Genomic DNA, 21,710 nt, shown 5'->3' with positions numbered 1-21,710 from the left:
GCGGGCCCGATGGCTTTCAAGATCGCGATAATCGGCCGGCCCAACGTCGGCAAATCCACCCTTTTCAACCGCCTGGTTGGAAAGAAGATCGCCCTTGTCGACGACACGCCCGGCGTGACGCGCGACCGCCGCGTCCATGCGGCGAAACTCTACGATCTCGTCTTCGACGTCATCGACACGGCTGGCTTTGAGGATGCAGCTGCCGCGACCCTGCAAGGTCGCATGCGGGCGCAGACCGAGATCGCCATCAAGGAAGCCGATCTCATCTTCTTCATGGTCGATGCCAAGGCTGGCCTGACCCCTGACGACCGTACCTTCGTCGAGATCGTTCGCCGTTCCGGCAAACCGGTGGTGCTCGTCGCCAACAAATCCGAGGCGCGCGGTGCATCGAGCGGTGCGCTCGAAGCCTGGGAACTCGGCATCGGCGAGCCGGTGCAGATTTCTGCCGAACACGGCCAAGGCATGCCCGACCTGCGCGACGCCGTCGTCGAGGCACTCGGCAAGGAGCGTGTCTTCGCCGACGACGAGGACGAAGCCGACGACATCGCTGAAAGCGACGTGCTGATCGGCGAGGACATCGCCGATCCCGACGCCGAGGACGTCCATGCATACGACGAGACCAAGCCGCTGCGCATCGCCGTTGTCGGCCGGCCCAATGCCGGCAAGTCGACGCTGATCAATGCGCTGATCGGCGAGGAACGCCTGCTTACCGGGCCCGAAGCCGGCATCACCCGCGATTCGATTTCGGTCGACTGGGACTGGCACGGCCGCAGCATCAAGATGTTCGATACTGCCGGCATGCGCCGCAAGGCCAGGGTGCAGGAAAAGCTCGAGAAGCTGTCGGTGCAGGACGGCCTGCGCGCCATCCGCTTCGCCGAGATCGTCATCATCGTGCTCGACGCGACGATCCCGTTCGAAAAGCAGGATTTGCAGATCGCCGACCTGATCATCCGCGAGGGCAGGGCACCGGTCATCGCCTTCAACAAGTGGGACCTCATCGACAACCCGCAGGAAGCGCTTGCCGAACTGCGCGAAAAGACCGAGCGGCTGCTGCCGCAGGCGCGTGGCCTGCAGGCCGTGCCGATGTCGGCCGAGACCGGGCGCGGGCTCGAGAAGCTGATGGATGCGGTGATGAAGACCCACAGGGTCTGGAACAGCCGCGTGTCGACCGGCAAGCTCAACCGCTGGCTCGAAGGCATCCTTGCGCATCATCCGCCGCCCGCCGTCGCTGGCCGCCGGCTCAAGATCAAGTACATCACCCAGGCAAAGACCAGGCCGCCTGGCTTCGTCTTGTCTTGCTCGCGCCCCGATGCGATGCCGCAGTCTTATGTGCGCTATCTCGTCAACAACCTGCGCGAGTCCTTCGACATGCCTGGCGTGCCGATCCGCATGGCGCTGCGCACCTCCGACAATCCGTTTGCCGGGCGTGCGAAAAAGAGGAAATGAAACACATCAAAGGGCTCGCCTCGCGCGGGCCCTTTTTACATTGCCGCAGCATTGCGCGCGTTAACGCTCCATCAAGGTTAATGCATCATTTTCCTCTCCAGTAGGGTGTGTTGCGTCCTGGAGAGTTTCTGTGCATCGAGGTGTTTTGAAGCGGCGGTTTGCTGCTGCCCGCGAGGGCAGACGTTCGTTCCTGGCGCCCGCCGTCGTCGGGCTCGGAATCTGGCTCGGCTTTCCCACAGTCGCCGCCTATCAGGACATGACAAGCCTGGTCTCCGGCCTGGAAAGCCAGAACACCCGCTGGAGCTCCTACGTCGAGAAAGCCGCGGCTGGTTCGGTTCACGCCGCCGAAATGCCTTTCGTCGACGGCATCATCACCGGCCCGATCTCCGGTTCGGGCGTCAAGATCGCCGGCGTCGGCACGGTCTCGTTCCGCGGCAAGAAGTTCGGTTCGTCCGACCTGCCGGATGAGGACCGCATCGTCCGCGTCGACAAGAAGGGCCGTATCGTCAACGTTTCCAGGGTCAATCCGCCGAAGAATTTCACCGCCGGCTCGGTCTTCGAGCGCACCAGCTCGCTCCTGCGTCCGGCACTCGACAGCGGCCTCAAGCTGACCTTCGCCAAGCCTGACATCAAGGGCAAGGAAGTCGAGATCGCCGCCGCCTTCCATGTCAAGGAACCCAAGCGGCCTGCGGCCGGCGTGCCGGCGATGCTGGCGTCGCTGGTCAACAACGACAAGGCCGACATCCTGGCCACCGCCTATGCCCCGCCCGAGCCCGACTACGCCAAGGCTTCGCCCTTCGAGGCGCTGTTGCGCAGCGACGACCAGGCGGATGGTCGCTTTGTGCCGCCGATGGGCAAGGGTGACCACTGGTGGCTGGCCAACCCGCTGCCGGCGAGCGTGTTCTCCAAGGCCGAGCAAACGTGCCTCGCCAACGGCATCTACTTCGAAGCGCGCGGCGAATCGCTGCGCGGCCAGGCAGCTGTCGCCCAGGTCATCCTCAACCGCGTCCGCAACCCGGCCTATCCCGGCACCATCTGCGGCGTCGTCTACCAGAATGACGGCTGGTTCAACCGCTGCCAGTTCTCGTTCGCCTGCGACGGCATCAAGGACCGCGTCGCCAGCGCCTCGCACTACAAGACCGCGCAGGATGTCGCCATGGCTGTCACCGCCGGCAAGATATTCATCCCGGAAGTCGGCTCGTCGACCCATTATTACGCCAACTACGTCAACCCTGGCTGGGCGCGCGGCATGAAGAAGATGACCAAGATCGGCCTGCATATCTTCTACCGCACCTATGGCGGCGGCTGGAGCTGATCGCGTCCGCGCCAGGCTCGCGGAGTCGGCCAGTGGCCAGATTGCGCCGGGATTCGGCGAGTGATCGCCGGATGGAGTCGCGGGCAGGATGTCGCACTTCGCCAACCAACTGATTTTCTTATATAAAATACTTGGTTAGATGGGCCTCCCCGTGGCTTGACGGGCAGGGGCCCTCTAACTATGTTGCCGGCGACTTTGAAGCGGACGAACGGATACGCTCGGACCGGGTGGGAGTTTGCAATGGCCAAGCCTTCGGGGCCGGGCGGAACTGGAAACACCCGGCCGGAAAATCGAGCCGAAAACGATCGCCGCGATGACGAACTCGAGCGCCGTCGGCAACAGCTTGAAGCAACGCTTGCGACAAGACGCCAGACTGCCCGCGAGGGGGAAAAGGGTACAGGGTCGAATGGTGTGACCGGCTACGGCCAGGCACTCAAGCTGTCCAGCGAGTTCATCGCCGGGATCGCGGTTGGTGTCGGTCTGGGTTGGATCATCGATCGGGTGGCAGGCACGTCGCCTTGGGGCTTGATCGTGTTTCTGCTGCTCGGCTTTGGTGCTGGTGTGCTCAATGTCCTGCGCTCGGCAGGAATGGTTACTGACGCCGGCATCCGGTCGCCCGATAAGCGGCCTGACGAACCGGAAAAGAAATAGCAGCGTCGCAAGGCGCAATTTAGGCGAAGGGGGGCCAGCGTGGCCAACGATCCAATTCATCAGTTTCAGATCTCGAAATTGATTCCGATCGAGATCGGCGGCCTCGACTTCTCCTTCACCAATTCGTCCGCCTTCATGGTTGCGACCGTGATCGTCGCCAGCGCCTTCCTGTTCCTGACGACGTCGAGCCGCGGTCTGGTGCCGAGCCGGCTGCAGTCGGTTTCAGAGATGTCCTATGAGTTCGTCGCCTCGATGCTACGAGACGCGGCGGGTTCGCAAGGCATGCGGTTCTTCCCGCTGGTGTTTTCGCTGTTCATGTTCGTGCTCGTCGCCAACCTGATCGGCCTGTTCCCTTACTTCTTCACCGTCACCAGCCATCTGATCGTCACCTTCGCGCTGGCGCTGCTGGTCATCGGTACGGTCATCGTCTACGGCTTCATGAAGCACGGCTTCGGGTTCCTGAAGCTCTTCGTTCCGCAGGGTGTGCCTGGCATCCTGGTGCCGCTGGTCGTTCTGATCGAAGTGATCTCGTTCCTGTCGCGTCCGATCAGCCTGTCGGTTCGTCTGTTCGCCAACATGCTGGCCGGCCACATCACGCTCAAGGTTTTCGCTGGTTTCGTCACCTCGCTCAGCGCGTTCGGCGCTGTCGGCGTGGTTGGCTCGATCCTGCCGCTGTTCATGACGGTCGCGATCACCGGTCTTGAAGTCCTGGTCGCGTTCCTGCAGGCCTATGTGTTTGCGGTGCTGACCTGCATGTACCTCAACGACGCCCTGCACCCGGGCCACTAAGAATTCGTCGGCGGCTTGCCGCCGTCCTGGATACCGTAACTAAATTTCGATCCACAAGGAGTTGGACAATGGAAGTTGAAGCAGCAAAGGCAATCGGCGCAGGCATCGCTTGTCTCGGCATGGGCGGCGCAGGCATCGGCCTGGGCACCATTTTCGGTAACTACCTGTCGGGCGCCCTGCGCAACCCGTCGGCAGCTGACGGCCAGTTCGGCCGCCTGATTTTCGGCTTCGCCGTGACCGAAGCTCTGGGCATCTTCTCGCTCCTCGTCGCTCTGCTCCTGCTCTTCGCATAAGAGCCGCGCAAGCGAGTTGACCGGCCGCGTGTCGCGGCCGGTGGGATGACAGGGGAAAGAGATGTTTGTCACGCCGGGTTACGCCGAGGAAGTCGCACCTGCGGCTGGGGAAGCACATACCGACGCCGGTACTGCAGCGCACACGGAAACGGGTGCGGAGCATGGCGGTGGAGGCTTGTTTCCGCCTTTCGATACGTCGAACTATCCGTCGCAGCTGTTGTGGCTCGCGATCACTTTCGGCCTGTTCTATCTCTTCCTGAAGAACGTCGTGCTGCCGCGTGTCGGCGGCATTCTCGAGGTGCGCCGCGACCGCATCGCCGGGGATCTCGACCAGGCTGCCCGGATGAAATCCGAGGCGGATGCGGCAGTCGCCGCATACGAACAGGAGCTTGCCGAGGCGAAAGCCAGGGCAAACGCCATCGGCCAGGAAGCACGCGACGCGGCCAAGGCGGAAGCCGAAGCCAAGCGCAAGGAAATCGAAGCCGGGCTCGACCAGAAGCTGACCACGGCTGAGGCCCGTATCGCTACCATCAAGGCCAACGCCATGAAGGAAGTGGGCTCCATCGCCGAGGACACCGCTGCGGCGATCGTCCAGGCCCTGGGTACCGGCAAGGTCGACAAGGCCGACATCGCCGCTGCCGTCAAGGCCGCGGGCAAGTAGGAGAGAGGCCATGGACGCAACATTCTGGGCCACAATCGCTCTCGTCATCTTTGTCGGCGTTGTCTTGTACCTGAAGGTGCCGGGCATGCTGTCGAAGTCGCTCGACGAGCGCGCCGACCGTATCCGCGCCGAACTCGAAGACGCACGCAAGCTTCGTGAAGAAGCCCAGCAGCTGCTCGCCGAGTATCAGCGCAAGCGCAAGGAAGCCGAGAAGGAGGCTGCCGACATCGTCGAGGTGGCCAAGCGCGAAGCTGCCCTTCTCGCCGAAGAAGCGCACAAGAAGACCGAAGAGTACGTTGCTCGCCGGACCGCACTTGCCGAACAGAAGATCGGCCAGGCCGAGCGCGAAGCCGTCAACGAAGTTCGCGCCAATGCCGTCGACCTTGCGGTCGAAGCGGCTCGCCAGATCTTCGCCGGCAAGGCTGACGCCAAGACCAATGCCGACCTGTTCAAGGGGTCGGTGCAGGAACTGAAGGCCAAGCTCAACTAGTTTGAGCAAGCCTGACAGATATGAAAAAGCCGCTGGACATTCCGGCGGCTTTTTTGTTTTCAGGACATCTGGTGGACTGCCACCTGGCGCTTGTCAGGAACTGCTTCGACGTGGCTTGCGGCTTAAATCCGCCGCTGCTAGTCCGGCGACATGACTCAGATCGTTGAAATTGGGAATTCACGGGTACTCCACTTCAGCCCGCAAGGTCAGATCCTGCGGACAGCTGCCGATGCCAACGACTTCATCAGCGCGGCATGGTCGAACGAGGCCGACTTCCTCGCCATCCCCGTGGCGCTGCTCGGCCCGGATTTTCTCAAACTTAGCACCGGCGTTGCCGGCGAGGTGTTTCAGAAGTTCGTGAATTACGGTCTAGGGTGCGCCATCGTCGGTGACATCACCCAAGCGCTCGACAGTAGCGGAGCACTGCGAGACTTTGTGCGCGAAACGAACAAGGGCAAGTCGATCTGGTTTGTTTCAGCCTTCGAAGAACTTCACGGCAGGCTTGAGAAGCCATCGCTTCAGAGCCAGCAGAGCTAGCGCCCGCATTTTCTGTCGGAGCTAGTCCCTGAACGGCGCGAAGGAAATGCGGTGCAGGCGAAGCGATGCGCCGTGCTCGACGATCGCCGCGCGATGGCGGGCGGTCGCATAGCCCATGTGGACTTCGAAACCATAGCGATTGTCGTTGGAGCCGCAGGCCGACATCATGCGGTCGCGCGTCACCTTGGCGACGATCGAGGCGGCGGCGATGGATTGCGAGCGCTGGTCGCCCTTGACCAAGGCGCGACAAGTGCAAGCGAGACCGGGCGGCACGTCGCGGCCATCGGCAAGGGCCGATCTGGCCGTCACAGGCAGACCCGCCAGCGCGCGGCGCATCGCTTCCAGGCTCGCCTTGCGGATGTCGCTACGATCGATGCTGTCGGCCGAGACAGAGGCAACGGCGACGCCCAGCGCCTTGCGCAGGACCTCGTCGAACAGCGCCTCGCGCTGCGCGGCGGTCAGCCGCTTGGAATCGTCCAATCCAGTTGGAATGTTGCCGGGATCAAGAACCACCGCTGCGGCAACGACCGGGCCGGCGAGTGGCCCGCGCCCGGCTTCGTCGAGGCCCGCGCATGGCCACAGGCCACCTGATATCGCTTTCGTTTCGAAGGCGAAGTCGGGTTTGTCGATGAATTCGAAGAGGGGCGGAGAATCGGAACGCGGGCGAGCCATAGTGCGGCGATGCTCGCATCGGTCCCGATTCTCCGCAAGTCCTTCCCGACCGATTGGGGCGGCGGTTCGGGAAGGCACCGTCAGCTGGCCACGGGGAGAGGCCGGACGGGATCTCTTGCACAGAGCGGACAAAGCTTGTCCGCCCTGACATTCAAAGCAGCGTCAGCTGCAACTGGTCCTTGGGCGCGGCTTCGAACAGGTCGGTCCTGAGCGGCGTGCGCACGGAATTGAGGCCGAGGCGCTGGGCCGCGATCTCGAAACGGCGGCCGATCTGCCAGGCATAAGGACCCTTGCCCTTCATCCGCTTGCCCGATTCCGAATCGTAGTCCTTGCCGTCGCGCATCGAGCGGATCAGCGACAGCACGTGGCGATAGCTGTCAGGGTAATGGCGCAGCAGCCAATCCTTGAAGATCGGGCTGACTTCGAGCGGCAGGCGCAGGATGACGTAACCGGCACCGGTGGCACCAGCGGCCTTTGCCGAGTCGAGGATGCGCTCGATCTCCTGGTCGGTGAGGCCGGGGATGATCGGCGCCACCATCACCGACACCGGGATGCCGGCGTCGGAGAGCTGCCTGATCGCTTCAAGGCGCTTGGTCGGGGTCGCGGCACGTGGCTCCATCGTGCGGGCCAGCATGCGGTCGAGCGTCGTCACCGACAGCGCCACCTTGGCAAGGCCCTTCTCGGCCATGCGGGAGAGGATATCGATATCGCGCGTGACCATTGCCGACTTGGTGACGATGCCGACGGGATGGTTGCGCGCTTCGAGCACCTCAAGCACCTCGCGCATGATGCGCCAGTGCTTTTCGATCGGCTGGTAGGGGTCGGTGTTGGTGCCGATGGCGATGGTACGCGGCTGGTAGCCATCCTTCGACAATTCGCGGTCGAGCAGCCGGGCGGCGTCGGGCTTGGCGAACAGCTTGGACTCGAAGTCGAGCCCGGCCGACAGGCCCATGTAGCTGTGCGTCGGCCTGGCGAAGCAATAGACGCAGCCATGCTCGCAGCCGCGATAGGGATTGATCGAGCGGTCGAAGGAAATGTCGGGCGACTCGTTGCGGGTGATGATGGTGCGCGGCTTCTCGACCTGGACTTCGGTCTTGAACGGCGGCAGCTCCTCGATCGTGCTCCAGCCATCGTCGAAGACGTGACGGCTGACCGGCTCGTAACGTCCCGATGGGTTGACGCCCGCACCGCGGCCGCGTCTGCGCTCATGGTTGATGCGCAGGCCACTTTCCTCGATCATGGCGTTGGCCATTCCGGCTCCACCACCTTTGAAAGCGGCAATATCGGCCCGTGCAATGGGTTCCATTTCACTGTCTCCCGAAGGGAAAGAGGCCGCCCGTCGATTCGTTCGGCATGAAACTATTCCTATTTTGCAAATGAGAACAAAGCAAGAACTTTGTTGGCGGCGCGTCGAAGCTGGCGCTTTGGCCGGCTTTCGGATATGCGGCTAGCTATGCTGAGCGTTCTGATCGAGACCAGGGACGACGAGGAGGGGCTGGCACGCACGCTGGCCTCGCTGGTTGGCGCCGCCGTCGAGGGTGTGGTGCGCGAAGTGATCGTCTGCGACCTCGGCTCGACCGACCAGACCCACTATGTCGCCGAACATGCCGGCTGCGCCTACCTCGCCAGCGGCGGCATCAAGGCGGGCATCGCGCAGGCCAAGAGCGACTGGCTTTTGCTGATTGAACCCGGTGCCCGGCTGGCCGAGGGCTGGACAGAGGATGCGGTGCGCCACATGAGCCGGTTGACGATGGCGGCGCGCTTCACCCGTTCGCGGGCAAGCAGCCGGCAGTTCTGGGAGCGCGTGACCTCAAGGCCGCGTGCGCTGGAGCAGGGGCTGGTCATCACCAGGAAGCAGGCGGCGGTTCTGGGTCGCAACGGTGCCGATGCTGAAGGCATTGCGCGCGGGCTCGCGATGAAGACGCTCGACGCGGAAATCGTCGTCGCGCAACGCTAAGGCTTAGGCTGGCTTCGCGCCGCCTCGCCTCAGGTGCTCGTCGAGCCGGGGCATGATCTCTACGAAGTTGCATGGCATATGGCGATAGTCGAGTTGCGCCTTGAGGATGCCGTCCCAGGCGTCGCGGCAGGCACCTGGCGATCCCGGCAGCACGAAGACGAAGGTGGCGTTAAGCACGCCGCCGGTGGCGCGCGACTGGATCGTCGACGTCCCGATCTTGTCGTAGGAGATGCGGTGGAACACGGCCGAGAAGCCGTCCATGCGCTTCTCGAAGATCGGCTCCAGCGCGTCTGGTGTGACGTCGCGGCCGGTGAAGCCGGTGCCGCCGGTGGTGATGATCACATCGATCTCGGGATCGAGCGACCATGCAGTGACGCATTGACGGATCTTGTCCTTGTCGTCGGTGACGATGTCACGCGCCTTCAGCACATGGCCGGCAGCAGTGATGCGGTCGGCGAGCGTCTGGCCGGACTTGTCGTCGGCGAGCGTGCGGCTGTCGGAGACGGTGAGCACGGCGATGCGGACAGGCACAAAAAGGCGGGGCTCTTTTGCCATTTTGGGCTCCTAGGTCCGGGTCGTGGTGGCGGCGCTGAACCACTTGGCATGTTCGTTTGCGATCGTGGCGGCAGCGCGCGCGGCGGCAGTAGCACTGTCGAAGATGCCGAAGCAGGTGGCGCCGGAGCCCGACATACGGGCGAAGGCAGCCCCCGAGCCGCGAAGGGCGGCAAGCACCTCAGCGATCGAGGGTTCAATGGAAATCGCCGCCGGTTCAAGGTCGTTGCGGCTCATGGCCAGCCAGTCGAGCACTGTGTCGGCACTGTCGAGCGGCGCAAGCGCGGAGTTGTCACGCGACGCCAGCGCCCGGAACACTTTGGGCGTCTCGACGGCGATACCCGGATTGACCAGCACCATCGGCAAGGCGGGGAAATGGCTGACCGGATCAAGCTCCTCGCCAATGCCGCGGGCAACGAGCGGATGTCCGGCCAGGCACATCGGCAGGTCGGCACCGAGCGGCAAGGCGAGGCGGCCGAGCGCCGCTACGTCGGTGGGGATACGCCACAGGCGCTTCAGCGCGCGCATGGTTGCTGCCGCATCGCTCGAACCGCCGCCGATGCCCGAGGCGACCGGCAGCTTCTTTTCAAGCGCGATCGAAACCGGCTGGGTGGTGCTTTCGGGGAAGGCACTCCGCAGCGCGTCGCGGGCGCGCAGAACGAGATTGCCACTGTCGAGCGGCACATCGCCGGCAAATGGACCGACAACAAGGAAGCTGTCTTCCGCAGATGCGGCAACGGTGATGCGGTCGCCGAGCTCGGCGAACACGACAAGGCTTTCAAGCAGATGGTAGCCGTCGGCGCGCCGGCCGGTGACGTGCAGCGCCAGATTGATCTTGGCTGGGGCGAGTTCGGCGAGCGGAACGCTGTTGAAGGTCACGGGTTGGTCGTCAGTCTTTCTCGAGCCGGTACTCGCCTGTTTCCGGGTCCTTGACAAGCGTGCCGTTGGCGCCGGTCTGGCGCTGCTTTTCGTTGCGCCGTACCTTTGCCGTCACCCGCTCCGCCTCCCGGACGAAGGAGCGATAGCCGATATATCCCACCACGCCGATAAGCGCGAAAAAGATGAGCTGCGGCATTTCCATTCTCCTCCCTTCGGTTGCCGGCGTCTCCGGCTAGCCAGCCCCGGATGATAGTCCGCGGTTATGGCCTTTTCAAAGGCCGAACCGGCTCCACAATGCGCGTTCTTCCGCCGCATCCACCAGGCCAGAGGCGGCCGCACCCACGACCTCGGCGAGAAGCCCAGGGCTGACGATCCGAGGCCGAGCCGGCGGCCGAACAAGCCGCGCGGTGCGGTGATCAGCTTGAGTTCGGCCTTGGCGCCGTAACGGTCCTTGAGCACGGTTCGCATGTCGCCGAGCGAATCGATGAGCCCGAGTTCGAGGCCTTTCTTGCCCGACCAGAACAGGCCGGTGAACAAATCGGGGTCGTCCTTGAGTTTGCCGCGGCGGCGCTCCTTGACCATGTCGATGAAGGTCTCGTGCACTTCGAGCTGCAGCTTCTTCAGCCGCTCGACGTCTTCTGCCTTTTCCGGCTGGAACGGATCGAGCGTCGCCTTGTTTTCGCCGGCGGTGTAGACGCGGCGCTCGACGCCGATCTTCTTGATCAGGTCGGTGAAGCCGAAGGACGCCGACACTACACCGATCGAACCGACGATGGAGGAGGGGTCGGCGATGATCTCGTCGCCGGCGATCGCGATCATGTAGCCGCCCGAGGCAGCGACATCCTCGACGAAGACCAGCACCTTCTTGTTCTTCTCGGCGGCAAGATCGCGAATGCGCTTGTAAATCAGCCGCGACTGCACCGGCGAACCGCCTGGCGAATTGATCGAGATGGCGACGACCGGCGCGCTGGAGATCGAGAACGCCTTTTCGATCACCCCGGCTGTGGTTGCCAGCGAAAGGGTCGGCCGGAACTGGCCGCCGCCAGACATGATCGCGCCTTGCAGCCTGATGACGGGGATGACGATCTCGCCACCACGCATCGATTTCGGCAGCAAGCGGCGGAACAGGTTCTTCACTTGGTCTCTCCGGTCTGTGTCATGCGGGATGTATGCATTCCTGCGACAACCGCAATGCTCAAGCGTTGCTCAATCGCTGAAAAGCGACGCGCGGCCGTTGCTTATGTCGTCGGCGCGTTGCGAGAACCTGTCACTGGCATCACGCAAGACCAGCGGCGGGCACAGCGCCAATGGCGCGCGCGAAGCCCGCACCGCCCGAATGATGACGCGGATGGCGGCGGCGTCCGCTCGCGGATGCACCGGAACGATCTCGGCCTTGCCGAAGCGACCGTCCAGGGCCGTCAGGATGGCGGCGAGTTGCTCCGGCCGGGCGATGATGGCCAGCCCGCCGCGCGGTTTGACCACGGCAGCAGCACTCCTGATCCAGCTTTCGAACAGCCCGTCGCCCATGACATGCGCCTGCCGCTTCAGCGCGTCCGATGTCTGTCGGTGATGCGCGGGATTGAAGGGCGGGTTCATGACGACGAAGTCGAGCGAGCCGTCGGCTAGCCCTGCCTCGGTGCGTGCCTTGCCTGAAAGGCCGACATCGGCAACGAGCATCGAGATGCGGCTACTCAGCTGGGCATTGCCGGGATGGGCCAGCGTGGCCTCGGCGAAGCGCGCCATCTCGGGCGTGAGCTCGACCAGCAGCACCTTTGCCTGCCTGCAGCGCGCGGCGACTGCCAGGCCGACGGCACCGGCACCAGAGCCGAAATCGGCGAGGCGGCCGGCAAACAAACCCGGCACAGCGGCGGCCAGCATCAGCGCGTCCATGCCGGCGCGGTGGCCGCTTTCCCTGGGCTGCACCAGCCAGAAGTCGCCGCGATGGAAGGCATCCACCGAATGCGGCGGCAATTCCAGCTCTTTGGCGGGTGTTGGCTCGGCTGTCACTTCTGGCGGATTTCGTGCTCGATGCCGGCGTCGGCAAGCAGTTGCCGCGCTTCGTCGGCGTCGTCCTCGTCGATCATGATGCGGCGCGGCAGGATGCCGATCGAGCCGTCGAGCACACTCATGTTCTGGTCCGCGATGAAGCAGCCAATGCCGGAGTCGCGCAGCAGCGATTCCACAAAGGAGATGATGACGGCGTCGTTGGTGCGGATGAGTTCGATCATGCGACGAAATTCGCAGTTTGGGGCTGCGAAGTAAACGCTACCTGTTGCACCGCGCCAATTCGCCACTTGCGGGCACGGTGCATGCCGCCCTAGAATCGCCTAAGAGCTACGCGCGCGACCACGCGCCTGTGTAATTTGGGAGTGTTGGCCTTGGGTGTCGTTCTCAACATCGAGAAGGGAAAGCGGGGCGCCGCGTCGATCAAGGATTTGATCGACCTGACTTCGGCCGACATGGGGCGGGTCAACGAGTTGATCCTGTCGAAGGCCGGCTCCGATGTCGAGATGATCCCGGAAGTGGCCAACCACCTGATCTCTTCGGGCGGCAAGCGCCTGCGCCCGATGCTGACGCTCGCAGCCGCCCAGATGTTTGGCTATTCCGGCGAAAACCACGTGCGGCTGGCGACATCGGTCGAATTCATGCACACCGCAACCTTGCTGCATGACGACGTCGTCGACGAAAGCGACCTGCGCCGCGGCAAGAAGACGGCGCGCACCATTTGGGGCAACCAGGCGAGCGTGCTCGTCGGCGATTTCCTGCTCGGCCAGGCTTTCCGCATGATGGTCGAAGTCGGGTCGCTCGAAGCGCTCGACATCCTGTCGTCGGCTGCCTCGGTCATCGCCGAGGGCGAGGTGATGCAACTGGCCGCCGCCAAGAACCTCGAAACCACCGAGGATGAGCATTTCGCCGTCATCAAGGCAAAGACCGCGGCACTGTTTTCGGCCGCTGCCGAAGTCGGGCCTGTCATCGCCGGCGCGTCGAAGAACGACAAGGCGGCACTGCGCTCCTATGGCATGAATCTCGGCCTTGCCTTCCAGCTCATCGACGATGCGCTCGACTACGGTGGCTCGAGCAAGGACCTTGGCAAGAATGTCGGCGACGACTTCCGCGAGGGCAAGGTCACGCTGCCGGTGATCCTGAGCTATCGCCGCGGCACCGCTGCCGAACGCGCGTTCTGGAAGAGCGCGATCGAGGATGGCGCAACGGATGAGGCTGCACTGGAAAAGGCCGTCGGCCTGATGGTCCGCCATGGTGCCATCGCCGACACGATCGGCCGTGCCAGCCATTTCGGCGAGATTGCTCGCGACGCACTCGCGCCGCTAGAACAGACGCCGCAGAAGGCTGCCTTGCTCGACGTTATCGATTTCTGCATCAGCCGCGTCGCTTGAGGCCGGGATTCGCCGCGCTGTTGGACCTGCCTTGTGAATTCCGTGAGCCGGTTGTCGGATTGTGGAGCGGGTGCGGATTGAAGCGCGACCCCAAAAAGGCCATGCTTGGCATCGACAAGCGGTTGTGACCCGGCTTGCTGGTGTCAGGACGACCGTACGACCTTGGTAGGAAGGATTTTCATGCGGCAGCGACGCGCGATCTGGCTGATGGGCATGGCGGCTCTGGCGGGCTTTACCGCCCTGACCCAGCCCGGATATGCCAAACAGCTCACCGAGCCGGTCGAGATCAGCTCGTTTTCCGGCGCGTATCTGGCGGCACGCACCGCCGAGGCCGACGACGACCTCGATAGCGCGATTGCCTATTACAAGCGCGCCTTGGCCTTCGATCCCGAAGACGCTGCCCTGCAGCAGAGCCTGATGCTGGCGCTGATCGCGCAAGGCCGTTTCGATGAGTCGCTGCCTTACGCCCAGATGCTGAAGACCGTTCCAGACGTCGAGCGCTTCTCGCGTTTGGCGCTGGCCGTCGATACCTTCCGCAAGAAGGACTACGAAGCTGCCGAGAAATGGCTCAAGCTGGCGCTCGAATCCGACCTCGACCGCCTGATCACCGGCGTCATGACTGGCTGGGCAAAGCTGGGTGAGGGCAAGGCCGGCGACGGGCTGCAGTTCCTCGACAAGCTTGACGGTCCCGAATGGTACGAGCTGTTCAAGACCTATCACCGCGCCCTGATCGCCGAAACGGCTGGCCAGAATGCCAAGGCCGACGAGATCTACCGCGCCACCATCGACAATCTCGGTGCCGGCAGTGCCGCACCCGAAACCTGGATGCGCGCCGCCGAGGCCTATGCCGGCTTCCTCGCACGCTCTGGCAAGAAGACCGAGGCGCTGGCCATTCTCGACCGCGCCGATGAGTTCGCTCCCGGCAAGCTGCCGATTTCAGCCTTGCGCGACAAGATTGCCAAAGGCGAGAAGATCGCGCCGCTGGTGTCCGGTCCAAACGACGGTGCTGCCGAAATCCTGCTCAACCTGTCGACCGCGCTCAACCGCGGCGGCGGCGAGCCGTTCGTCAGGCTTTACCTGCAATATGCGCTGGCGCTGAAGCCTGAGAGCGACGAGCTTCTGGTGCAGCTCGCAGCGATCGCCGAGCAGCAGCAGAACGGCGAAGAGGCGATCGAGCTGTACCGCCGCGTGCCGGCGGCCTCGCCGCTCAAGCGGTTGTCGGAGTTGCAGCTCGGCCTCAACCTGGCCGACTTGAAACGCCACGATGAGGCGATCAAGCATCTCAAGGCGCTTGTCGATGCCAATCCCGACGACATGCGCGGTTATCTCGCGCTCGGCGGTGTTTACGCTGCGACCGACAATTACCGCGCCGCCGCCGAGATCTACGACAAGGCAGTCGGTGTGTTGAAGACGCCGACCAATGCCAACTGGAACGTCTTTTACCAGCGCGGCATCGCTTATGAGCGGCTGAAGGAATGGCCCAAGGCCGAGCCGAATTTCCGCGAGGCGCTCAAGCTGTTCCCCAACCAGCCGCAGGTGCTGAACTATCTCGGCTATTCCTGGGTCGACATGAACATGAATCTCGAGGAGGGCCTCGGGATGATCAAGCAGGCGGCGGATCTGCGTCCGAGCGACGGCTACATCATCGATTCGCTTGGCTGGGCCTATTACCGCCTCGGCAAGTTCGACGACGCGGTGCGCGAGCTCGAGCGTGCCGTATCGCTCAAGCCTGATGACGCAGTGCTCAATGACCATCTCGGTGATGCCTATTGGCGTGTCGGGCGCAAGCTCGAAGCGACCTTCCAGTGGAGCCATGCACGCGACATGAAGCCGGAGCCGAAGATCCTGGCCGACGTCGAACTGAAGCTCGCCAAGGGCTTGCCGGAACTGCCGGAGAAGCCGACCGCGCTCGAAGCTCCGGTCAAGCCGATTGTGGTCAAGCCGGTAACACCGGCACCGGACAGCCAGAAGAAGAGCGAACTGGAGATGCCGGCGGTTGAACCTGCCGTCCAGGTGATCCCTGCCGCCTACAAGGTGCAGCGTGGCCAGTCGCTGTGGTCGATCGCCAATGACGTGCTCGGCAATGGCGACCGCTATCGCGAGATCCTCGATCTCAACCCGCAGCTGCGCGGCGATCCCGCGCGTCTGGCGCCGGGTCAGGAGCTTCAACTGCCGGGCAAGTGAGCTTGTTGCGCGGCGGTCGTCTTTGCACCGTAGCTTGACCCTAACAATCGGGCGGAATAGGACGGGGCCTTCTCTGGCCCCGTTTTCTTGCGGGGCGCGCCAATGATCGAGCTTCGCCCGTGACCGACCAGATGCCCGCCCACATGCACCCCAGCCGCTCTTTCCAGGCGCTGATCCTGACGCTGCACAATTACTGGGCCGCGCAGGGTTGCATCATCCTGCAGCCCTACGACATGGAAGTGGGCGCGGGCACGTTCCACCCGGCAACGACGTTGCGGGCGCTTGGACCCAAGCGCTGGAACGCCGCCTATGTACAGCCTTCACGCCGCCCCAAGGACGGCCGCTACGGCGAAAACCCCAACCGGCTGCAGCATTATTACCAGTACCAGGTCATCCTGAAGCCGAACCCGTCGAATCTCCAGGAACTCTATCTCGGCTCGCTCAAGGCGATCGGCATCGATCCGCTGGTCCATGACATCCGCTTCGTCGAGGACGATTGGGAGAGCCCGACGCTGGGCGCGTGGGGGCTTGGCTGGGAGTGCTGGTGCGACGGCATGGAAGTGTCGCAATTCACCTATTTCCAGCAGGTCTGCGGCATCGAATGCGCGCCTGTTGCCGGCGAGCTGACCTACGGTCTCGAACGCCTGGCGATGTATGTGCAGGGCGTCGACAATGTCTACGATCTCAATTTCAACGGCCTCGAAGGCGACGACAAGGTCACCTATGGCGAGGTCTTCCTGCAGGCCGAGCAGGAATATTCAAGGCACAATTTCGAGCACGCCAATACGGCGATGCTGCTCAAGCATTTCGAGGATGCCGAAGCCGAGTGCAAGGCGCTGCTCGATGCCGGCGCGCCGGTCGAAGGTGGAAATCACGCCCAGCACAAGATGGTGTTCCCTGCCTACGACCAGTGCATCAAGGCGAGCCACGTCTTTAACTTGCTCGATGCACGCGGCGTGATCTCGGTTACTGAACGGCAGAGCTACATCCTGCGCGTCCGCAACCTGTCCAAGGCCTGCGGCGAGGCGTTCCTGCTGACCGAAGCGGGCGGCCTGGCGGCTTGATCTACCTCCCCTCGATGGGGGAGGTCGCCGCGAAGCGGCGGGTGGGACTAACGGATGTCTCGATCGATTCCTGTTGGGTCAGCCGACGACTGCGAGTTCCAGCCCTTCCGGAAGGCGCGGCTGCAGGGTCTCGCCATTGATCGTCTGCAGGGCCTTGCGCACGCCGGGCATCCTGAATTCGGCCGGGGCCGCCACATGCATGGCGAGCAGGGCGCTGAGGCTGAGGATCTGGACAAGGGCGGTGGCGGTTTTCATCGTTGTTCGGCCAATAGGTGTCTGTCTGAGCGTGGGTCGCTCCAGCGCAGCATCCGGTTCATGGAAATCTTCATCCCAAGGACGATTTGATTGACCGATGCCCGACAGAGGATGGAATTTTGCCGAACGCGTTCGGGAAGGTGACAGCGGGCAGCTGAGTTGCTATGCCGCGCGGACCATTTCCGCGTGAGCCCGTCCGATGCCCGATCTGCTTTTAGAGTTGCGTTCCGAAGAAATCCCCGCGCGCATGCAGCGCAAGGCGGCGGGCGATCTCAAGAAGATGCTGACCGACGGTCTTGTCGAGGCGGGTCTGACCTATGAGGCGGCGCGCGAATACTGGACGCCGCGCCGGCTGACGCTCGACATCAGGGGGCTGACCGCACGCTCCAAGGATATCCACGAGGACCGCAAGGGCCCGAGCACCAAGGCGCCGGAAGCGGCGATCCAGGGCTTCCTGCGCAGCGCCGGCCTGAACTCGATTGCCGAGGCGCATGTCCATAGCGATCCCAAGAAGGGCGATTTCTATGTCGCCCATATCTCCAAGCCAGGCCGTTCGGCAGAAGAAATCATCGCCGAACTGGTGCCGGCCATCGTCAAGAGCTTCCCATGGCCGAAGTCGATGCGCTGGGGCCCCGCCTCGGCCAAGCCGGGCAGCCTGCGCTGGGTGCGCCCGCTGCAGTCGATCGTCTGCACCTTCGGCCCCGAGACCGAGGAGCCCGTGGTCATCGACTTCGAGGTCGACGGCATCCGCTCTGGCAACGTCACCTACGGCCATCGCTTCCATGCGCCAGAGGCCATCAAGGTCAGGCGCTTCGAAGACTACGCGTCCAAGCTGGAGGCCGCCAAGGTCGTCATCGATGCCGAGCGCCGCAAGGAGATGATCTCGGCCGACGCGCGCAATCTCGCCTTCGCCAATGGCCTCGACCTTGTCGAGGACGAAGGACTGCTCGAAGAGGTTTCGGGCCTTGTCGAATGGCCGGTCGTGCTGATGGGCACGTTCGAGGACGCGTTCCTGCAAATTCCCGCCGAGGTCATCCGGCTGACCATTCGCGCCAACCAGAAGTGCTTCGTCACGCGCCCGCAGGGCAGCGAAGACGCATTGTCCAACCACTTCGTCCTGACCTCGAACATCGAGGCCAAGGATGGTGGCAAGGAGATCGCCCACGGCAACGGTAAGGTTGTGCGTGCGCGCCTGTCAGACGCGCTCTATTTCTGGAACACCGACCAGGGCGATTTGCCCGACCTCGATACGCTGAAGCGGTCGGCCGAAGCCTTCGGCCTCGACCTCAAGAAGCCGCTCGACCAGCGCATGGCCCGCCTCGACCATCTCGGCGTGACCTTCCACGCCAAGCTCGGCACGCAGGGCGCGCGTGTCCAGCGCATCCGCGGGCTGGCGCGCGAGATCGCACCGTTGGTCGGCGCCGAGCCGAAGCTCGCCGACCGTGCGGCGGTGCTGGCCAAGGCCGACCTGCAGACCGAAGTCGTCGGCGAGTTCCCTGAACTGCAGGGCGCGATGGGCCGCAAATATGCGCTGCTGCAGGGCGAAAGCCCGGCGGTCGCTGCCGCTCTCGAGGAACACTACAAGCCGCAGGGCCCGTCCGACCGCGTGCCCGCCGATCCGGTTTCGGTGTCGGTGGCGCTCGCCGACAAGCTCGATACGCTCGTCGGGTTCTGGACCATCGACGAGAAGCCGACGGGTTCGAAGGATCCTTACGCGCTGCGTCGCGCCGCCCTTGGCATCGTCAGGATCATCCTTTCGGCGCGCGGCCGGCTGCCGCTGCAGACACTGTTCGACGCGGCGCTGCGGCAACTCGAGGAGGCCGCTGTCCAGCGCCGTCTCGCCGCCTTCGAGGCGTCGCAGGCAGCGATCGACAGCGGCGATGTCGATGGCGAACAGGATGTCGACAACGCGATTGCCGCCTATGAGGCCGAGCTGCGCAAGGAAACGATCGACCGTGCTGCCCCGCTCAAGGCCGACCTGATCGCCTTCTTCCATGATCGCCTCAAGGTCTATCTGCGCGAGCTCGGCGCCCGCCACGACCTGATCGATGCGGTGATCACGCCTGAGGCCGATGATTTGCTAACCATCACCCGTCGGGTTGAAGCGCTCGGCAAATTCCTCGACACCGAGGATGGCAAGAACCTGCTCGCCGGCACCAAGCGCGCGGCCAACATCCTGGCCGCCGAGGAGAAGAAGGGCACTGCGGTTGCGGCAGCCGTCGACCCGGCCCTGTTCCGCGAGGAGGCCGAGAAAGCGCTGTTCGCGCCGGTGAATCAGGCTGTCAGCGAAGCCGGCCAAGCGATTCGCAATGAAGACTTTTCGGCCGCCATGCGTGCACTTAGCGTGTTGCGTGAACCGGTTGATTCATTCTTCGAGAAAGTTCTCGTCAATGACGAGGATGTCGCCGTGCGCGCCAATCGTCTGGCGTTGCTCGCCCGCATCCGCGCGGCGACCGATCAGGTCGCCGACTTCTCCAAGATCGCGGGATAATGCGAGGGCGGCGCAAAGCCGCCCGATACACGCGTCAGTCGAGCAGGCGGACCTTGACGCTCTGCCTGTAGACCTGGACCTCGATCAGCGGCTCGCCGTGAAGGATCGCGCTGCGGGTCGAATTGCTCATCGCGTCGGCTTTGTTCAGCAACTGCTCGAAGCGAGCGCGCTTGGCATTGGTGGTGAACCAGTCGTCGATGTCGTCTTCCTCGTCGGTCTGGATGTGCTTATGCACATTGGCGCGATCCTGCCGCACGACCTGGGCCGCGCTGTCGAGCACGTAGCCGTCGCTGGCCAGATGATCCTTCTCCGAGATCCGCGCGACATAGGTGCCGAGCAGCGTATCGGCTTGCGCTGCGCCCGAGCCCAGGAGAAGCGCGGCGACAAGCCCCGCAGCGATGGTGCGAACAGTCTTCATGGATCAACCCCTTGCCCAGCTCAAGTGCCAGAACGCAACGCGGCCTGGCATGCTGCCGCGACGGTGCACGCCAGCTCAGGTGCGGTCAAGCCGCCTATTCGGTTGGCACCACCGCTTGGGCCGGTTCGCCGACGGTGCCGTCGCTCGATGGCGGCAGAAGTGTCTGGCCCTCGGCTGCAGCCTGCTGCGTCGGTGCGACATCGGGAGATGCAGGCGCAATCGTTGCCGGTTCCGGCGATGCGCTGCCGACCTCGCCACCACGGATGACCATCAATTCGGGCCCCATCTTCCGGTTGATGCTTGTGGGCCTGGTGTCAATTGCCGCGACCTTGCCGGTATCGACCGAGGGAGCGCCAATCGCGACGATCGAGCTTGCGGCCGATTTCGGAGCGTCGACGGCGACCGACGACGGGCTGGCCGCGCTGCCCTCGACAATGACGATCGACGAGGCGTGTACCGAACCGGACACAGCAACGCCGGCAACAAGAAACGCAGCAAACAGGCGCATTTGGCCCCCAGAGTTGAATCAACCTTGAAGCGCAATGTAGCTGACAGGCCGTTGCAACCGGTTTGCGAAGATGCAGCGCATTTTAGGCAATGCCAGGATTCTTGGGCGGTACACTTGTCGCATCGTGCCGCGCGGGGTAGGGACCGGGCATGCAACTGGAAGCTATGACGTGGCGGAGCTGATCGCAGCGGACAAGGCGATGGACGCAGCGCTGGCGCTGCTTGGCGCGGGCGAGGTCGTCGCTATTCCCACCGAGACCGTCTATGGCCTCGCCGGCGACGCCACCAATGGCGAAGCCGTCGCGCGCATCTTCGAGGCCAAGGGCAGGCCGCGCTTCAATCCGCTGATCGCCCATGTCGCCGACATGGCCATGGCCGAACGCATCGGCGTGTTCGATCCGCTGTCGCGCAAGCTTGCCGAGAAATTCTGGCCAGGGCCGTTGACGCTGGTGGTGCCGCTTCGACCGGGGTCAGGTATCCACCCGCTGGTCACGGCCGGGCTCGACACCATTGCGCTGCGCATGCCCAAGGGCTTTGGCGGCACCCTGATCGCGAGGCTTGGACGGCCGCTGGCAGCGCCCAGCGCCAATAGTTCGGGCAAGATCAGCTCGACAAGCGGTGAAGCGGTCGCCAGCGATCTTGGGGCACGCATCCCGCTTGTCGTCGATGGTGGCGCAACGCCGGTCGGGCTCGAGTCGACGATCGTCAAGGTCGAGGATGGCCGTGTGCGGCTGCTCCGCCCGGGTGGTGTTCCGGCAGGCGACATCGAAGCTGTCTGCGGCGCGCCGCTGCTGCGCGGCATGACTGCCGGTATCGAGGCGCCTGGAATGCTCGCCTCACATTATGCCCCCGGTGCCCAGATGCGCCTGAATGCGGAAAGTGTCGGGGCAGAAGAGGCGCTGCTGGGTTTTGGTCCGTGCCGCGCCGAAGGCTGGCAGCAGGCTCGCGCCTTCCTCAATCTCTCCGAAGCTGGCGACCTGCGTGAAGCCGCGACAAATCTCTTTGCCCATCTTCAGGCGCTCGACCATAGCGGCGCCCAATTGATTGCCGTCGAGCCGATACCGTTCGACGAACTCGGTGAGGCGATCAACGACCGGCTGGCCCGCGCCGCAGCACCGCGTGACATTCCCCACATCTGAACTTAGCTTTCATCA

The 21,710-nt window shown here is 63.8% G+C and carries 24 protein-coding genes and 1 pseudogene; 14 read left to right on the top strand and 11 right to left on the bottom strand.

Annotated features, from left to right (window positions below):
• Positions 1–9 precede the first annotated feature (9 nt).
• From der to ACHMW7_RS22900, 8 genes are all read left to right on the top strand, one after another.
• Positions 10–1,446, top strand: a complete 1,437-nt coding sequence (gene der, locus ACHMW7_RS22935; protein ID WP_395447748.1) for a ribosome biogenesis GTPase Der — start codon at positions 10–12, stop codon at positions 1,444–1,446.
• 130 nt (positions 1,447–1,576) lie between these two features.
• Complete coding sequence (locus tag ACHMW7_RS22930; RefSeq protein ID WP_395447747.1) at positions 1,577–2,761, top strand: cell wall hydrolase; 1,185 nt, start codon at positions 1,577–1,579, stop codon at positions 2,759–2,761.
• Between the two features lie 240 nt (positions 2,762–3,001).
• Positions 3,002–3,412 carry an AtpZ/AtpI family protein gene (locus ACHMW7_RS22925; protein WP_395447746.1) on the top strand — a complete coding sequence of 137 codons (411 nt, stop codon included), beginning with the start codon at positions 3,002–3,004 and terminating at the stop codon, positions 3,410–3,412.
• A 39-nt stretch (positions 3,413–3,451) separates the two neighbouring features.
• Positions 3,452–4,201 carry a F0F1 ATP synthase subunit A gene (locus ACHMW7_RS22920; RefSeq protein ID WP_395447745.1) on the top strand — a complete coding sequence of 250 codons (750 nt, stop codon included), beginning with the start codon at positions 3,452–3,454 and terminating at the stop codon, positions 4,199–4,201.
• 68 nt (positions 4,202–4,269) lie between these two features.
• Positions 4,270–4,494 (top strand): F0F1 ATP synthase subunit C, encoded by a 225-nt coding sequence (locus ACHMW7_RS22915; RefSeq protein ID WP_182575428.1) that lies wholly within the window; start codon positions 4,270–4,272, stop codon positions 4,492–4,494.
• A gap of 61 nt (positions 4,495–4,555) precedes the next feature.
• Positions 4,556–5,155: a F0F1 ATP synthase subunit B gene (locus ACHMW7_RS22910; protein WP_395447744.1), complete on the top strand. Its 600-nt coding sequence runs from the start codon at positions 4,556–4,558 to the stop codon at positions 5,153–5,155.
• Positions 5,156–5,165: 10 nt separating this feature from the next.
• Complete coding sequence (locus ACHMW7_RS22905) at positions 5,166–5,645, top strand: F0F1 ATP synthase subunit B (RefSeq protein ID WP_395447743.1); 480 nt, start codon at positions 5,166–5,168, stop codon at positions 5,643–5,645.
• A gap of 150 nt (positions 5,646–5,795) precedes the next feature.
• Positions 5,796–6,182, top strand: a complete 387-nt coding sequence (locus ACHMW7_RS22900) for a DUF4180 domain-containing protein (protein ID WP_395447742.1) — start codon at positions 5,796–5,798, stop codon at positions 6,180–6,182.
• Positions 6,183–6,203: 21 nt separating this feature from the next.
• Here the strand turns inward: ACHMW7_RS22900 and ACHMW7_RS22895 are convergent, their stop codons facing one another.
• On the bottom strand, positions 6,204–6,854 hold the full coding sequence (locus ACHMW7_RS22895; RefSeq protein ID WP_395447741.1) for a ribonuclease HII: 651 nt from the start codon (positions 6,852–6,854) through the stop codon (positions 6,204–6,206).
• A gap of 151 nt (positions 6,855–7,005) precedes the next feature.
• Complete coding sequence (locus ACHMW7_RS22890) at positions 7,006–8,160, bottom strand: PA0069 family radical SAM protein (RefSeq protein WP_395447740.1); 1,155 nt, start codon at positions 8,158–8,160, stop codon at positions 7,006–7,008.
• 147 nt (positions 8,161–8,307) lie between these two features.
• Between ACHMW7_RS22890 and ACHMW7_RS22885 the strand changes: the two genes are divergently transcribed.
• Positions 8,308–8,811 carry a glycosyltransferase gene (locus ACHMW7_RS22885; RefSeq protein ID WP_395447739.1) on the top strand — a complete coding sequence of 168 codons (504 nt, stop codon included), beginning with the start codon at positions 8,308–8,310 and terminating at the stop codon, positions 8,809–8,811.
• Positions 8,812–8,814: 3 nt separating this feature from the next.
• Here ACHMW7_RS22885 and moaB read toward each other — a convergent pair whose 3' ends face one another.
• The 6 genes and pseudogenes from moaB to ACHMW7_RS22855 form a co-directional block, all read right to left on the bottom strand.
• Positions 8,815–9,366 (bottom strand): molybdenum cofactor biosynthesis protein B, encoded by a 552-nt coding sequence (gene moaB, locus ACHMW7_RS22880; protein ID WP_395447738.1) that lies wholly within the window; start codon positions 9,364–9,366, stop codon positions 8,815–8,817.
• Between the two features lie 9 nt (positions 9,367–9,375).
• On the bottom strand, positions 9,376–10,242 hold the full coding sequence (locus tag ACHMW7_RS22875; RefSeq protein ID WP_395447737.1) for a 4-(cytidine 5'-diphospho)-2-C-methyl-D-erythritol kinase: 867 nt from the start codon (positions 10,240–10,242) through the stop codon (positions 9,376–9,378).
• A 10-nt stretch (positions 10,243–10,252) separates the two neighbouring features.
• Positions 10,253–10,438, bottom strand: a complete 186-nt coding sequence (locus ACHMW7_RS22870; RefSeq protein WP_395447736.1) for a hypothetical protein — start codon at positions 10,436–10,438, stop codon at positions 10,253–10,255.
• Between the two features lie 75 nt (positions 10,439–10,513).
• Positions 10,514–11,343: pseudogene (locus ACHMW7_RS22865) on the bottom strand (S49 family peptidase).
• 105 nt (positions 11,344–11,448) lie between these two features.
• Complete coding sequence (locus ACHMW7_RS22860; RefSeq protein ID WP_395447735.1) at positions 11,449–12,249, bottom strand: tRNA1(Val) (adenine(37)-N6)-methyltransferase; 801 nt, start codon at positions 12,247–12,249, stop codon at positions 11,449–11,451.
• Positions 12,246–12,470, bottom strand: coding sequence for a DUF2007 domain-containing protein (locus ACHMW7_RS22855; RefSeq protein WP_395447734.1), 225 nt, complete (start codon positions 12,468–12,470; stop codon positions 12,246–12,248). Before ACHMW7_RS22855 ends, ACHMW7_RS22860 begins: the two co-directional genes overlap by 4 nt.
• Before the next feature lie 150 nt (positions 12,471–12,620).
• Here ACHMW7_RS22855 and ACHMW7_RS22850 point away from each other — a divergent pair, with 150 nt between their 5' ends.
• From ACHMW7_RS22850 to ACHMW7_RS22840, 3 genes are all read left to right on the top strand, one after another.
• Entirely contained in the window at positions 12,621–13,637 is a 1,017-nt protein-coding gene (locus ACHMW7_RS22850; RefSeq protein WP_395447733.1) for a polyprenyl synthetase family protein, read from the top strand.
• A gap of 180 nt (positions 13,638–13,817) precedes the next feature.
• A complete protein-coding gene (locus tag ACHMW7_RS22845) occupies positions 13,818–15,821 on the top strand; it encodes a tetratricopeptide repeat protein (RefSeq protein ID WP_395447732.1) in 2,004 nt (667 codons plus the stop codon).
• Between the two features lie 119 nt (positions 15,822–15,940).
• Positions 15,941–16,885: a glycine--tRNA ligase subunit alpha gene (locus ACHMW7_RS22840; RefSeq protein WP_395447731.1), complete on the top strand. Its 945-nt coding sequence runs from the start codon at positions 15,941–15,943 to the stop codon at positions 16,883–16,885.
• A gap of 78 nt (positions 16,886–16,963) precedes the next feature.
• Here the strand turns inward: ACHMW7_RS22840 and ACHMW7_RS22835 are convergent, their stop codons facing one another.
• Positions 16,964–17,140, bottom strand: a complete 177-nt coding sequence (locus ACHMW7_RS22835) for a hypothetical protein (RefSeq protein ID WP_395447730.1) — start codon at positions 17,138–17,140, stop codon at positions 16,964–16,966.
• Positions 17,141–17,339: 199 nt separating this feature from the next.
• Between ACHMW7_RS22835 and glyS the strand changes: the two genes are divergently transcribed.
• A complete protein-coding gene (glyS, locus tag ACHMW7_RS22830; RefSeq protein ID WP_395447729.1) occupies positions 17,340–19,631 on the top strand; it encodes a glycine--tRNA ligase subunit beta in 2,292 nt (763 codons plus the stop codon).
• Between the two features lie 34 nt (positions 19,632–19,665).
• On the opposite strand, the gene ACHMW7_RS22825 is transcribed toward glyS, so the two are convergent.
• The gene (locus tag ACHMW7_RS22825) at positions 19,666–20,049 is read right to left on the bottom strand and encodes a hypothetical protein (RefSeq protein ID WP_395447728.1); all 384 of its coding nucleotides are present in this window, start codon (positions 20,047–20,049) and stop codon (positions 19,666–19,668) included.
• A 94-nt stretch (positions 20,050–20,143) separates the two neighbouring features.
• A complete protein-coding gene (locus ACHMW7_RS22820) occupies positions 20,144–20,557 on the bottom strand; it encodes a hypothetical protein (protein WP_395447727.1) in 414 nt (137 codons plus the stop codon).
• A 199-nt stretch (positions 20,558–20,756) separates the two neighbouring features.
• Between ACHMW7_RS22820 and ACHMW7_RS22815 the strand changes: the two genes are divergently transcribed.
• Positions 20,757–21,695 (top strand): L-threonylcarbamoyladenylate synthase, encoded by a 939-nt coding sequence (locus tag ACHMW7_RS22815; protein ID WP_395451414.1) that lies wholly within the window; start codon positions 20,757–20,759, stop codon positions 21,693–21,695.
• Positions 21,696–21,710 lie beyond the last annotated feature (15 nt).

The sequence above is a fragment of the Aminobacter sp. UC22_36 genome, from assembly GCF_044056035.1.
In the GTDB taxonomy this organism is placed as follows: Bacteria; Pseudomonadota; Alphaproteobacteria; order Rhizobiales; family Rhizobiaceae; genus Aminobacter.
The sequence above is the reverse complement of the archived record's forward strand: the minus strand, read 5'-3'. Positions and strand labels throughout refer to the sequence as shown.

Bases quoted from the DNA above. Each gene is read 5' to 3' on its own strand.
- der (WP_395447748.1), top strand. From the start codon at position 10: ATGGCTTTCAAGATCGCGATAATCGGCCGGCCCAACGTCGGCAAATCC.
- ACHMW7_RS22925 (WP_395447746.1), top strand. From the start codon at position 3,002: ATGGCCAAGCCTTCGGGGCCGGGCGGAACTGGAAACACCCGGCCGGAA.
- ACHMW7_RS22915 (WP_182575428.1), top strand. From the start codon at position 4,270: ATGGAAGTTGAAGCAGCAAAGGCAATCGGCGCAGGCATCGCTTGTCTC.
- ACHMW7_RS22910 (WP_395447744.1), top strand. From the start codon at position 4,556: ATGTTTGTCACGCCGGGTTACGCCGAGGAAGTCGCACCTGCGGCTGGG.
- ACHMW7_RS22905 (WP_395447743.1), top strand. From the start codon at position 5,166: ATGGACGCAACATTCTGGGCCACAATCGCTCTCGTCATCTTTGTCGGC.
- ACHMW7_RS22900 (WP_395447742.1), top strand. From the start codon at position 5,796: ATGACTCAGATCGTTGAAATTGGGAATTCACGGGTACTCCACTTCAGC.
- ACHMW7_RS22895 (WP_395447741.1), bottom strand. From the start codon at position 6,854: ATGGCTCGCCCGCGTTCCGATTCTCCGCCCCTCTTCGAATTCATCGAC.
- ACHMW7_RS22890 (WP_395447740.1), bottom strand. From the start codon at position 8,160: ATGGAACCCATTGCACGGGCCGATATTGCCGCTTTCAAAGGTGGTGGA.
- ACHMW7_RS22885 (WP_395447739.1), top strand. From the start codon at position 8,308: ATGCTGAGCGTTCTGATCGAGACCAGGGACGACGAGGAGGGGCTGGCA.
- moaB (WP_395447738.1), bottom strand. From the start codon at position 9,366: ATGGCAAAAGAGCCCCGCCTTTTTGTGCCTGTCCGCATCGCCGTGCTC.
- ACHMW7_RS22870 (WP_395447736.1), bottom strand. From the start codon at position 10,438: ATGCCGCAGCTCATCTTTTTCGCGCTTATCGGCGTGGTGGGATATATC.
- ACHMW7_RS22855 (WP_395447734.1), bottom strand. From the start codon at position 12,470: ATGATCGAACTCATCCGCACCAACGACGCCGTCATCATCTCCTTTGTG.
- ACHMW7_RS22845 (WP_395447732.1), top strand. From the start codon at position 13,818: ATGCGGCAGCGACGCGCGATCTGGCTGATGGGCATGGCGGCTCTGGCG.
- ACHMW7_RS22835 (WP_395447730.1), bottom strand. From the start codon at position 17,140: ATGAAAACCGCCACCGCCCTTGTCCAGATCCTCAGCCTCAGCGCCCTG.
- glyS (WP_395447729.1), top strand. From the start codon at position 17,340: ATGCCCGATCTGCTTTTAGAGTTGCGTTCCGAAGAAATCCCCGCGCGC.
- ACHMW7_RS22825 (WP_395447728.1), bottom strand. From the start codon at position 20,049: ATGAAGACTGTTCGCACCATCGCTGCGGGGCTTGTCGCCGCGCTTCTC.
- ACHMW7_RS22820 (WP_395447727.1), bottom strand. From the start codon at position 20,557: ATGCGCCTGTTTGCTGCGTTTCTTGTTGCCGGCGTTGCTGTGTCCGGT.
- ACHMW7_RS22815 (WP_395451414.1), top strand. From the start codon at position 20,757: ATGGACGCAGCGCTGGCGCTGCTTGGCGCGGGCGAGGTCGTCGCTATT.